Annotated in this window: 18 protein-coding genes; 10 read left to right on the top strand and 8 right to left on the bottom strand. The window is 58.4% G+C overall.

Translation table 11 applies throughout. The annotated features are described in order from the left end of the window. Positions 1 to 115: 115 nt before the first annotated feature. From NRB16_RS28350 to NRB16_RS28365, 4 genes are all read right to left on the bottom strand, one after another. Complete coding sequence (locus NRB16_RS28350; RefSeq protein WP_045489966.1) at positions 116 to 298, bottom strand: hypothetical protein; 183 nt, start codon at positions 296 to 298, stop codon at positions 116 to 118. Further along, positions 295 to 831: a glycoside hydrolase family 104 protein gene (locus NRB16_RS28355; protein ID WP_257107506.1), complete on the bottom strand. Its 537-nt coding sequence runs from the start codon at positions 829 to 831 to the stop codon at positions 295 to 297. Before NRB16_RS28355 ends, NRB16_RS28350 begins: the two co-directional genes overlap by 4 nt. Before the next feature lie 290 nt (positions 832 to 1,121). Continuing rightward, a complete protein-coding gene (locus tag NRB16_RS28360) occupies positions 1,122 to 1,763 on the bottom strand; it encodes a hypothetical protein (protein WP_253110317.1) in 642 nt (213 codons plus the stop codon). A 3-nt stretch (positions 1,764 to 1,766) separates the two neighbouring features. Beyond that, positions 1,767 to 1,919, bottom strand: a complete 153-nt coding sequence (locus tag NRB16_RS28365; RefSeq protein ID WP_253111348.1) for a Com family DNA-binding transcriptional regulator — start codon at positions 1,917 to 1,919, stop codon at positions 1,767 to 1,769. Here NRB16_RS28365 and NRB16_RS29910 point away from each other — a divergent pair. Both NRB16_RS29910 and NRB16_RS28375 read left to right on the top strand, forming a co-directional pair. After that, positions 1,863 to 2,060, top strand: coding sequence for a hypothetical protein (locus NRB16_RS29910; protein ID WP_257107509.1), 198 nt, complete (start codon positions 1,863 to 1,865; stop codon positions 2,058 to 2,060). The genes NRB16_RS28365 and NRB16_RS29910 overlap by 57 nt on opposite strands. A 312-nt stretch (positions 2,061 to 2,372) precedes the next feature. Further along, a complete protein-coding gene (locus NRB16_RS28375) occupies positions 2,373 to 2,675 on the top strand; it encodes a DUF1654 domain-containing protein (protein WP_253110314.1) in 303 nt (100 codons plus the stop codon). 195 nt (positions 2,676 to 2,870) lie between these two features. Here the strand turns inward: NRB16_RS28375 and NRB16_RS28380 are convergent, their stop codons facing one another. Then, complete coding sequence (locus tag NRB16_RS28380; protein ID WP_045489958.1) at positions 2,871 to 3,710, bottom strand: XRE family transcriptional regulator; 840 nt, start codon at positions 3,708 to 3,710, stop codon at positions 2,871 to 2,873. 208 nt (positions 3,711 to 3,918) lie between these two features. Here NRB16_RS28380 and NRB16_RS28385 point away from each other — a divergent pair, with 208 nt between their 5' ends. The 3 genes from NRB16_RS28385 to NRB16_RS28395 all read left to right on the top strand — a co-directional run bounded on the left by NRB16_RS28385 (position 3,919) and on the right by NRB16_RS28395 (position 6,054). Beyond that, positions 3,919 to 4,182 (top strand): hypothetical protein, encoded by a 264-nt coding sequence (locus NRB16_RS28385; RefSeq protein ID WP_253142133.1) that lies wholly within the window; start codon positions 3,919 to 3,921, stop codon positions 4,180 to 4,182. Positions 4,183 to 4,373: 191 nt separating this feature from the next. Further along, the gene (locus tag NRB16_RS28390) at positions 4,374 to 5,519 is read left to right on the top strand and encodes a hypothetical protein (RefSeq protein WP_257107507.1); all 1,146 of its coding nucleotides are present in this window, start codon (positions 4,374 to 4,376) and stop codon (positions 5,517 to 5,519) included. Positions 5,520 to 5,685: 166 nt separating this feature from the next. Continuing rightward, the gene (locus NRB16_RS28395; RefSeq protein ID WP_045489953.1) at positions 5,686 to 6,054 is read left to right on the top strand and encodes a cytochrome c family protein; all 369 of its coding nucleotides are present in this window, start codon (positions 5,686 to 5,688) and stop codon (positions 6,052 to 6,054) included. A gap of 6 nt (positions 6,055 to 6,060) precedes the next feature. Here NRB16_RS28395 and NRB16_RS28400 read toward each other — a convergent pair whose 3' ends face one another. Continuing rightward, positions 6,061 to 6,222 carry a DUF6021 family protein gene (locus NRB16_RS28400; protein WP_253142128.1) on the bottom strand — a complete coding sequence of 54 codons (162 nt, stop codon included), beginning with the start codon at positions 6,220 to 6,222 and terminating at the stop codon, positions 6,061 to 6,063. A gap of 145 nt (positions 6,223 to 6,367) precedes the next feature. On the opposite strand from NRB16_RS28400, the gene NRB16_RS28405 reads away from it, so the two are divergent. The 4 genes from NRB16_RS28405 to NRB16_RS28420 all read left to right on the top strand — a co-directional run bounded on the left by NRB16_RS28405 (position 6,368) and on the right by NRB16_RS28420 (position 9,046). Beyond that, positions 6,368 to 6,835: a DUF4124 domain-containing protein gene (locus tag NRB16_RS28405; RefSeq protein WP_045489951.1), complete on the top strand. Its 468-nt coding sequence runs from the start codon at positions 6,368 to 6,370 to the stop codon at positions 6,833 to 6,835. Positions 6,836 to 6,885: 50 nt separating this feature from the next. Next, positions 6,886 to 7,179, top strand: a complete 294-nt coding sequence (locus NRB16_RS28410) for a DUF6388 family protein (RefSeq protein ID WP_045489949.1) — start codon at positions 6,886 to 6,888, stop codon at positions 7,177 to 7,179. A 136-nt stretch (positions 7,180 to 7,315) separates the two neighbouring features. Next, entirely contained in the window at positions 7,316 to 8,005 is a 690-nt protein-coding gene (locus NRB16_RS28415; RefSeq protein WP_045489947.1) for a crotonase/enoyl-CoA hydratase family protein, read from the top strand. Positions 8,006 to 8,074: 69 nt separating this feature from the next. Continuing rightward, positions 8,075 to 9,046: a magnesium and cobalt transport protein CorA gene (locus tag NRB16_RS28420; protein ID WP_253142126.1), complete on the top strand. Its 972-nt coding sequence runs from the start codon at positions 8,075 to 8,077 to the stop codon at positions 9,044 to 9,046. A gap of 84 nt (positions 9,047 to 9,130) precedes the next feature. Here NRB16_RS28420 and NRB16_RS28425 read toward each other — a convergent pair whose 3' ends face one another. Next, positions 9,131 to 9,847, bottom strand: a complete 717-nt coding sequence (locus NRB16_RS28425) for an amidotransferase (RefSeq protein ID WP_257107508.1) — start codon at positions 9,845 to 9,847, stop codon at positions 9,131 to 9,133. A gap of 659 nt (positions 9,848 to 10,506) precedes the next feature. Between NRB16_RS28425 and NRB16_RS28430 the strand changes: the two genes are divergently transcribed. Beyond that, entirely contained in the window at positions 10,507 to 10,878 is a 372-nt protein-coding gene (locus tag NRB16_RS28430) for a rhodanese-like domain-containing protein (RefSeq protein WP_045489942.1), read from the top strand. Between the two features lie 23 nt (positions 10,879 to 10,901). On the opposite strand, the gene NRB16_RS28435 is transcribed toward NRB16_RS28430, so the two are convergent. Beyond that, positions 10,902 to 11,024, bottom strand: coding sequence for a zinc ribbon domain-containing protein (locus NRB16_RS28435; RefSeq protein WP_306456403.1), 123 nt, complete (start codon positions 11,022 to 11,024; stop codon positions 10,902 to 10,904). Positions 11,025 to 11,045: the final 21 nt, after the last annotated feature.

An 11,045-nucleotide genomic window follows, 5' to 3' on the forward strand; every position in this document is an offset into this window, starting at 1 on the left:
TATTTCGGCGCTGTGTAGGTCTCGCCGTCAGCCGACTGGTAGCGGAAGTCGTGCATCAGCACCCACTCGCCTCTGGCGTAGGCCTGCAGTACCAAAGGATCAGGGAAGCGGCCGGTCATGGCGCGCCGCCGCAAGTGACCTCAATGCGATCGGGCGCAATTGAGGCATTGACTAGAATACGGTTTGCCAGGCGCGCCGGCTCCGGAGCCGCGCAATAGGCACCGGTTGCGTAGCGCATGGCCTGAACGGCGCAGCCCTGAAGCAGCAGCAGGCCCGCAATCAGGACCAGGCGCGTCATATCAGCACCCCGCCGCAAGCAGAATACATGGCCAACAGATCCGCCTCTGATGCCTCTTCCCGAGCCCGCTCAGCAGCGTAAATCTGCAGCAGGCTGGCAAGCTTGTGCTCTCGCTGGCCATAACCGGCGCCGGGCAAACTGGCCCAGATCGGCGCGGCCCTGGCGATAGCCGTCTTGATGTCACCGGCCTTGATGCACGGCATCGCGCCGCACTCGATCAGCAGCTTGATCGCGGCCAGATCCTGAGCCTCGGGAATAAACCGACCCTTGAAGCCGTAGTTGCGCACAATGGCGTTCCAGGTGCGTGCCAAAAACTGGTAACGGCCGGCTGCGCTGGATTTGATCCGGTAGCGCGGCAGGTCGACCAGCACCTGAGGGTGCGCGCTGTAATCGCTGAACAGGGTGCCGCCGACCAGCACGTTGTAGCCATCCTCAGAGGCCTTGATGGTGGAAGTACCCTCCGACCAGGCGAGCATGTCGAGGAACGCCAGGACGTTAACACCGCCGGCCTGTGTTGCGTCAATTCGTGCCATTTGAATTTTTCCCAGAAAAAAGCCCGCTCGGTGGCGGGCAGGTCAACTGAATCCAGATCGTCCTTGTGCCACTTAACTGGCGAAAGCCACGCCAAGCCCGCCGGCCAGCAAAAGCGCGGTCTTTTCGAGCAGGCGATGCAGTAGCTCCATGCTCGTGAGCTCATGATGGAATGTAAGAAAAAGGCCCAGGAGCCTGGCCGGAACAAACCTGGTGCTTTGCAAACTGAATGATTTACTGCGTCGCTCAATGGCGATCTGGCCTGACCTCAAGAACCTCGAGAGTCAGAGAGTCAGTTGCTGATAAACAGATCCAGGCTGGTCGAATCGCAGGAGTAATCGCCCTTGCTATCAAATACGAAATACAGCGGCGCTCCGGTCGTCACCGCAATGGCGTCGGTGCTGACCACCACGCTGCCGCCGTTGGGTACATCGAAGGACTGCAGTTGGGTGTCGCCTGACTTGAGGATCAGGGCAACACCGTTACCGCACGCCGCGTGCAGGTCGTTGACGCGACCATGAACCTTCACGGTGCCAGTGATCGGGCTGGTCCAGCGGATGATCGACTGGGTGTTGACGCCCGGATGAAGCGCAGCATCGCCTTGCCTGAAAACGAAGCTGCCACCGCTCCCGCCAAACCCGTAATCAGCTTTGGGAATGGCAATCCATGCGCCCGAACTTGTGTTTTGCCAGCAAGTGGCAGGGGAAGAGCCGCACTGGTCGGCCAGGAAGGAAGGCAGAGGCGTATAGCCGGACGACAGGCCACCGCCCGGCGCACTTTGCAAGAATGCCCATGGCGAACCGGCCGGGGCGCTTTCTTTCATCAGGTACATGTCACGCGCCAGATTCCACGACTGGGCGGCAGCCCACGTGTTCATGGATGCAATGGACGACATAAAAGCGGTCGCCAGCAGAATGTTTTTAATCAGTTTCATAATTCACCTCGATGATTGATGTTGAGCGGGATTCAAATCGCACGGACTGGCCGCGCTTGGCTCGCTCAAAGGCGCTTTCTCGAGGCTCGCGGCCTTCACATGATTCAACGTTCCGCAACGGGAACATTTGATCTGGAGTTCGGTAAAACCGCCCACACGGGCGAGAAGTCTGTTGCACTTACCGCATCTGCAATCTTTAAGCATCTGCATAATCTTCCTTTATCTGCCATGCCCACCCCGCTATCGCCAGTGACGAAAGGCGGCATGCAAGCTGACTCTGCATCCGGCCTCACTTGATCCGGGGCCAGAAATCCCTTTCAAAAACTGTTGCTCCAGGTCCGTTCCGCTTGATGCTTTCGCCTTGCGGGGTTGACTCGGTAATTCGCTGCCGACTGCTGGCCGGAGAACCTCCAGCCTGTTTGTCGCCGTGCGTTTCTTGCTGCGACGGACACCAATATCACCCAACGTGCTTTATCTGTCAAACACCAAATGTGTTTTTATTTTTGGCGGACGTTGCTGAAATTTCCTATCGCGAAGGGTTATCAAGCCACGCAACGTGTTATATCCTCTCGCAACAACTGGATATATATACAGCAAAGGAAGATCACTATGACCAAACAGAACAAGCCTGAAGCCCGGGTAATGAGTGAGGTAGAACGGCTGGGGTTGCGTATCGCAGAGATGATCAATTCACCCAGAGCCCAGGAACGCTGTGCCGCGCTGATCCACCGGCTGGACACAGATACGGATCAGGCATGGGAAGCGGTCATGGAGCTTTTGGCGGAAACCGACGGGATCAATATGACCTTTCAGGATGACGGGGGCGTGCTGCTGGAATGGGTCAAGCCGACCGATGAGGATCGGATAGTGGAGCAGGCAGAGGTCGAGACCGTCGAAGCGGCGCCTTTCTGAACCAACGAGGGGGGGCTTTGCGGCCAACACGACAGATTGGCGAGAGCAGCCGGGCAAGCGCGCGCCGGCTGCCAACGAAGACGGCGGCACATTCGCAGCAGATGTTGTGACTTAACCGGCCTGTGCGTCGGTGTGCCGCCCAGACCAAGCTCGCTCCTACAGAGCTTTGTGATGCTTAACCGAACTGTATTGGCCTCAGACCTTTTTGGCATTCCAGACCAGCAGCACTTTGGCGTGAATGGTCACGTCTTCGATACGGGCTTGCTGGTCCTTGTGCTTCTCGTTGTCCGAGATCAGCCAGAACCGCTCAGCGTCGAACACCTGCAGGCGTTTGATGTACAGCATGTCGTGCCAGGTGATCACGTACACGCCGTCGCCGATGAACTCATTGACGCCACGATCCACAATGACCGGGTCTTTGTCGTTGATCGTGCCTTCCATGCTCTGGCCCCAGCCAGTGATCATCGCCAGAGAGTGCCTGGAGGTGTAGGTCACGCCCTTTTCACGCAACACATCTTCGCTGATGATCAGGTTGCGGATGACCTCTTTGTAATCTGGCGGTATTTGGCCGTGCCCCATCGAGCCGCGTATGTCGTACTGACGAATCACGATTTCGTCCGGCGTGGCCTTCAACCCGGAAAAATCAGCCTGGATCACATTGCCGGCACTCACTTCATCTGCGGTGTCGCGCACTGCGTCAGCGATCTTCTTGCGCGCTTGCTCGTCGAGGTTCTTGCCGTGCCTGACCAGCATCTGGGTCACCAGATCAGCGGCAGAAGTCTTGGCAGGCGCTGGCAGGTTGGTCAGGCCCCCACCCGGCTGCAGCGCGCGCATATCCAGCAGCAGCTGCGATTTGTCGATTTGCAGGGCCGTGGCAATGGCCTCGATATCGGCAAACGAGGGCTCGCGCGAGTCAGCCTCATAGTTGCCCACCCGTGATTGCGATTTCCAGCCGCAGGCTTGCGCAAGCTGAGCCTGCGACATTTTTGCGGCCGTTCTGAGACGCTTGATGCGTTTTCCGATGGTTTCGTTCATACGCAGGATTTGACCACGAAATGAAATACCTGTGTCTACATTTATTGTGTTTTTCATTAAAACGATACGTGTTTTTCTGCCTTGCCGATTAAGCGATGCGCTTCGGGCCTCGAACTGCCGACCAACGGCCTGCCATTACCCGACCCCTGAGCCAGCTTGAAATTCAGCAGTCCATGACGGACTGGTCGTCGAATTCAGGAGTAATACCATGCGTAAACCGATTCTGGCCCTGGCAGGCGCTCTGGTTCTGGCCGCCACCCTGTCGGCACAGGCGTTTGCCGAGACGCCACTGGAAAAGGGCGTTCGCCATGACAACCGCGAGTTGGACAAAGGGGTCGAGCATGACGCCAAAGAGCTCGATAAGGGCGTCAAGCACGATGCTGATGAAGTCGATAAAGGTGCGCGGCACGCCGATGATGAACGACACAAGGCCGACAAGCATGTCGACAAAGAGGCCAAGAAAGATCTCTGAGCGCGTGCGGCAGGCGCAGGCCGTGTGCAAAATCACGGCCTGGCGTGGGTTACCCCTATCCGCCCCCTATCCGCAAAAGGTCTGATTAGCAACGGCTGCGAACCCCGTCCCGAAATCCACCCAACAGCGTCGTCGCCCTGCCCGCGCCACGGTTATGATCACAGCCTTCTAGTAAAACCTGAGCTGGCACGATGTCTGGCATTCCCTATCAAGACAAAGACAATTTCTTCATCGTGCTTGCAAAGCTGTTGATCAACCTGGCGCTGCTGGTCATTCCCTTTGTCATCCCGCTCTATCTGCCGCCGGCTCTGATCATCGCCTATTGGGTCCTGGCGCACCTTGCCGAGTGGCTAGAGAACCGCATTCGCGGTGAAGTAGACAGCACCTTCATGTGGATGCTGGGCAGTTGTTTCGGCGTCAGTTATCTGCTGGGTAGCCTGGTGTCGTCCGGCTTTACCGGGGCGCTGGTGGGCATCCTGTGCTTCATCATGCTTGTGGTGGTGCATAAGGGCTGGCAGAAGCTCGCCAGGCTCAATATTCCCGAGCCGCACAGCAAGCCGCGGCTTACCGAATGCACGCCCCTGGACATTGCGGGACCCAACGCCTGGAGCGGTCAGGCGCCGCTTAGCCCCGAAGGCGAGGCAGTGCGGGTGCTGTCTTGCAGCGAGTTTGTCATGGGCGGGCCTGCCGTGTGCGATTACCTGCTGCCTGATGGCAGCGTTATTTACGGCGGCGGTGCGTCGAGCGGCTTCTCTCCAAACGGACGCTATTTCGTGACCCCAGCGCCTTCGCGCAGCCACTGGCCGTTGATGATCTACGACCGCAAGCAACACCTGCTGCATGTCTGCGATGTCGACAGCCGTTTCTGGGAGATCGATCTGGTCGGCAACTTGACAATCACCGGCCGGGAAAGCCCGCTGGTCTCCAACAAGACCTGGAGCGCGATGATCGACGATTTGATCGCCCACTCGCAGCCGCACAAGATGGTTCAGGTTGCCGATCTGTGGATTGCGCAGAACCAGTGGGACATTTTGCGCCAGACCCACGAGCGGCCCTTTGCGCACCCGGTGCCATCGGGCGGTCCGGTGTTCGATTGGCAGTGGCACTTGCCGCACAGCCTGCGCACGCTGGACAACCCGCTTGAGCCACTGCACAGCCCGCAGGCCGAGATCAGCGTCGATCAGGTTGCCAGCGGCCTGCTGGTCTCAATGACCTTCCCTGAACTGCTCTGGCATGACGATCAGCAGGCGATGGTTTGCAAAGCGCGGCGCAAGGACCGCCACGGCGAACCGCGCCTGTGGCGCTGGACGGCTCAGCAGGGCTGGCAAACCGTTTGAAAACCAGATCTAAACCAGCGAGGACCTGCCGTCCTTCAAGCAGGCTTTGGCTGGGGTGACAACCCGGCTGACATAGGTTGTCCACGCTCATGACCACAGACCCGGTTTTCCTCACCATCGGTGTGGGTTAGCATCCCGGCCTTGAAAATCGTGCTGACGAGGCCCCATGAAGAACACCGTATTACTGCTTTTGGCGCTGTTGGCGGCCGGCAGTGCCTATGGCGCGGGGGATGCCGAGGCCGGCAAGGCGGTATTTACCAAACTGTGTGCCGGCTGCCACAAGATCGGCCCGCATGCACGAGCCGCCTTCGGCCCCCAGCTTAACGGGGTGATCGGCCGTAACGCCGGGGCTACGGCCGACTACAAATACACGGACGCCATGCACAACTCCGGAATTGTCTGGACCCGCGAGAACATCGCAACACTGGTCAAGGATCCCGACGGCATGGTGCCAGGCACCCGCATGAAGCTCTGGTGGATGGGCAATGAGCAGCGCATGGAAGACCTGCTGGAGTATCTGCAGGCCAATCCATAGCGCCGATTACTTATTCTCGTTATAGGGCGGGTAATCGCCTGCCGGTGGCTTGTCGTCAGGTGACTTGGCAGGTTCTGGCGGGTCGATCTGCGGGTCTTCCAGATCCGGTGAATCGGGGTCGAAATCCGGCTTGTCGGTGGGTAGCGGGTCATTTTTATGGGTCGGCATGTGCAGCCTCCGCGACAGGAATGAATGGGTTCATAGCTGTGGGAACCAAGCCGTTGACAATGGTGCAGCCCGGCAGACGAACGGTGCCAAGGACTGTTCCCTGAAGCGCGGCAATGGTAGCCTTGCGCCACTCAGGGAGGAGCACATGAAACGCCGTTCATCATTGATCGCATTCGCGCTGGCTATCGTTCTGTGCGACTACGCGCAGGGCGAAATATTCAAGTGTGTTTCACCGGAAGGCAAAATCGGCTACGCCGCCACGCCCTGCCCGCTCAATCGCGGTGAAACCACCGTGCAGCGCCCCGGCCCGCCGCTGATGACCCCGGACACGCCTCGTGAGCATGTACATGAAGTTCATCTGCGGGCAATCAAGAACCTGCAGATCAGCGGCAAGACCAACGCCAAAGTGATTGAGGGCGAGAACTACAAGAAGCTGCAGGAGAACCGGCTTCCCGCGCCCACCGTCGCCTCCAAATGCGCCGGCAAGCAATTTTACAGCGAGTGCTTCGACCCCAGTGCCGGCCAGTCATCCTTCGACGAAGCGCTGCGCCGCGCGATGGGCAGCAACGAAGCGATACCGCAAGGCTTGCCAGGCAGCATGCGCCAACGATAATGGCGCCCTTGGGCATCAACCGTGATGCCACGCACCCGAGGAGCCGCATGATGAACATGAACGAGTGGCAAGAAGCCGCCTTGGCCAAATACCTGGCCACCCACCCGACGCTCAAGGATGAAATCAGCCAGCTCAGCGCCAAAGAGCAACAGCAACAGGTGCAGTGGGCCTTTGAAGATGCGGCTGATGAACAAGGTATCGAGGCCTGGGAGCTGGCCATCGAGCTGATTGCCGAGTCTGAGCAGCAACGCCAGCAAATGCGCCTGGAAGCCCACCGCCAGGTTGCCGAAGCGCTCGGCATGGAATGGGATGAGTACTGCTCGTTCAACGACATCCAGTCCTGATCCATACCCAGACCGGGTGCAGCAGCCAGCAGCGGTGGCGTGTCCAATCGGGCTTTTGATGACCGGTTAGTCAGTTCTTTACCTGCACCCTTTGCATGGGTAACGTCTGCCGAATACGCCAATAAGGAATTGCGCCATGAGTGACCTGATCTCGTACCAGCTCGAAGAAGGCATTGCCACCCTGACCCTGAACAATGGCAAGGTCAATGCGATCTCGCCGCTGCTCATCGATGCATTCAATGCCGCGCTGGACCAGGCCGTGCAGGATCGCGCAGTGGTTATCGTCACCGGCCAGCCGGGCATTCTTTCCGGCGGCTACGACCTCAAGGTGATGACCTCAGGCCCGGAAGCGGCGATCGCGCTGGTCGCCCAGGGCTCGACTCTGGCCCGGCGGATGCTGGCCCACCCCTTCCCCATCGTGGTGGCCTGCCCTGGCCATGCCGTGGCCAAAGGCGCCTTCCTGCTGCTGTCGGCCGACTACCGGATCGGTGTCGAGGGCCCGTTCCAGATCGGCCTGAATGAAGTGCAGATCGGCATGACCATGCATAACGTCGGCATCGAGCTGGCCCGCGACCGGCTGCGCAAATCAGCCTTTCACCGCTCGGTGATCAACGCCGAGATGTTCGGCCCGCAAGCGGCACGTGAGGCCGGCTTTCTCGATCAGGTGGTCGCCCCCCAGGATTTGATTGAAACCGCACGCCAGGTGGCCGGGCAGTTGAAAAAAATCAACATGACCGCGCATCGCAACACCAAACTCAAGGCCCGCCGCGCACTGCTGGAAACCCTCGACGCAGCCATAGAGCTCGATCGCCAACATCTTGTCTGATGCCCGAACTCGCGGCTGCTGCAATACTCTGATCAACCTGAACCAGCATCCGGAAGAAGCGATACCGATATGGGCCGAGTAGTTGCAGCAGCGGTTTACAGCGCAGGCAGAAAAGTTAGCGATATTACTCTGGAAGAAGGTGCAACCTGGGCCGCCAAGCCAGGTCACTTTGTCTGGATTGGCCTGGAAAAGCCCGACCCGCATGAGCTGGCCAGCCTCAAGAAGCAGTTCAACCTGCATGAGCTGGCCATCGAAGACGCCCTTGAGGTGCATAGCCGACCAAAGCTGGAAACCTTTGGCGATGCCTTGTTCATCGTCACCTATGCGCCGGTCAGGGAAAACGGCAAGCTGGTATTCATCGAAACCCACATCTTTGCCGGCAAGGGCTATGTCATTACCTCGCGCAATGGCCATTCGAAGTCCTACAGCGCGGTGCGCCAACGCTGCGAAGCGCGCCCGCTGCTGCTGTCTCACGGCGAGGACTTCGTGCTTTACGCGCTACTGGACTTTGTCACCGAGAACTATCAACCGGTCGCCGAAGCCATTCATTGCGAGCTCGAAGAACTGGAACAGAGCGTGCTCAATGGCGTGATGAACGATGCGCAGATCCAGCGCATTCACGGCCTGCGCCGTGATTTGCTGCGTTTGTGGCGCTACCTGGCGCCCATGGTCGAGGTCGGCGAAGAACTGCAAAAGCTCAGTTTTCCATTCATCGACAAGAACATGCGTCCGTATTTTCGGGATGTCGAGATTCACGTCAAACGGCAGATGGAAGACCTGGCCAACCTGCGTGATCTGGCCAGCCAAACCATTGAAATCGGCTTGCTGCTGGAGTCATCACGCCAGGGCCTGATCCAGAGAAAGTTCGCCGCCTGGGCGGCGATCCTGGCCTTCCCTACCGCGATTGCCGGCATCTACGGAATGAACTTCCAGAACATGCCTGAACTGAACTGGCACTACGGCTACTTCATTGTGCTGGGGGTGATCGTCGGCGGCTGCACCGCGCTGTTTGCCAGTTTCAAGCGCTCAGGCTGGCTGTAGCAGATCATCAGCTCAACACAATGCTGGTCAATTAGGTGCTGCTCCCACCGAGGGCATACAGTACCTAATTGAACAGTATTGCGACTAAACGGTCTTGTGCGCCACAAAGCGCATCATCCATTCACCCACGATACTGCCGTGGTGATCCTCCACCAGGCTGGTCACTGCGCGGTCGTACAGGGCCGCGCCCAGTGACTCCTGACGAATGTCCATCAACGCTCTGGAATAGTCATGGATGAACTCGGGGTGGCCCTGGAAGCACAGCACCTGATCATTAATGTGATAGGCCGCGAACGGGCAGAACTCGCTTGAGGCAATCACTGTCGCGTTTTCCGGCAGGCGGGTGACCTGGTCCTGGTGGCTGATCAGCAGTGTCAGGTTCTCAAGCGCCGGGGTCATCCATGCCGCCCCCTTGCCCAACTGGTAGTGATGAATACCTACACCCCACCCCTGAGTGGCGCGCTCGGTCTGGCCACCCAGCAGCAGAGCCAGCAGTTGATGGCCAAAGCAGACACCCAGCAGTTTCTCACCACGCTCGTAAAGCCCCAGCAGGTAGACCTTGAGGGTCTGGATCCAGGGATCGCTGCCAAATGAATCAGCCTTGCTGCCAGTCACCAGGTAGGCATCGAAGCGCTCGCCTTCGGCCGGGTAATCACCCTGCATCACATTATGGATAACGAACCGGGCCTCGATCGGTTGGCGGGCGAACAGCCGTTCGAACATGCGGCCATAACTTTGATATTGATCGACCAGTTCCGGGCGCAGGACATCGGTTTCCAGGATGCAGATACGTAACGGCATGAAGAATTGACCTGAAGCGGTGAGGTTGAGTGGATCGGCGCGCCAAGCCTGCCCTGATACCCCTTGCAAATCAAGGGGTATACGCCCTGCTGCCAGTTCGCTGACAGGTACAGGGTTGTCGCTGGCAGGCCCACCCCGTAAACAGCTTTGCTCCAACCTGAGCTTCAAGGCCGCCAGACGAACGGTAAAGCGCAAACCGAAGTGTCTAATCAGAGGATCGGCCAGATGGCGGTCGGCTTTTGATATTTTTTAGATCTTTCAATAAAAACATAAAGACCAAATAGTTCTAAGCCTTATGAAACGCGGGCTCTAAGGTTAAATCTGTAGAAAAGGCAGGGCGCAATAATTCTTTATACAGCGCCGGGGAACGTCGGTCGGAGACCACACCCAACTGCCCAGATGGCTTTACCTTTGCCAGCCCAACCGATTTCCCGCAAGAAATCCGGTGGGCTGTTGTCGCTCAGGAATAACAACAAAAGGCAGTCAGCCATGCTCAAACACACGAAACTGCGGCAAGCGGGGCTCATTCTGTTCGGCACCCTACTGGTACTTATCGTGCCGAACCTGACCCGTCTGTTCGGCTGAAATAACACCACGTGCTGTCGAATGGCCCAAGTCTGTGCCACTCTTTATCCATCAGGATCAAGGGAGACAGGCTCATGCGTCAGTGGATAGCCCTGGTAACGCTGGTTGCTTGCGCAGGCGCGCAGGCCGGTGAGGTCACTCAGGCCGTCGCCGTGGCCGCTTTGAAAGAAGGCCGCCTGGCGGTGGATGTGCGCAGCCAGATCGAATATGACGCAGGCACTGTCCTCAACGCAGTGCGGGTCGACCCGGTGCGGCTGGTCAACCAGATGAAGCAGGTACTGACCGACCGCAATACGGTATTCGTGATTTTCGCCAGCAGCGATCAGAAAGCCAACAAAGCCCAAGACCAGCTAAACAAGGCCGGTTACCTGAGCGTCATCAATGGCGGTAACTACGAAGAGCTGCACAACGCGCTCTATGACATCACCGACGACCCCGCCGAGTAGTCGTCATTGACATCCTCCCCGCCCTAAAGAGCGGGGATTCCTACAGCTAGACGGCGATGCCCCGCCGCAAGAATGTTCCGGGCCGCGTTTACATCGCGGTCGTGGGCTGTACCGCAGCACACGCAAGTCCATTCTCTTATTCGCAAACCGGCTCTACCTTTCGGACT

Origin of the sequence: Pseudomonas sp. LJDD11, assembly GCF_024584215.1 — a bacterium.
Taxonomy (GTDB): domain Bacteria; phylum Pseudomonadota; class Gammaproteobacteria; order Pseudomonadales; family Pseudomonadaceae; genus Aquipseudomonas.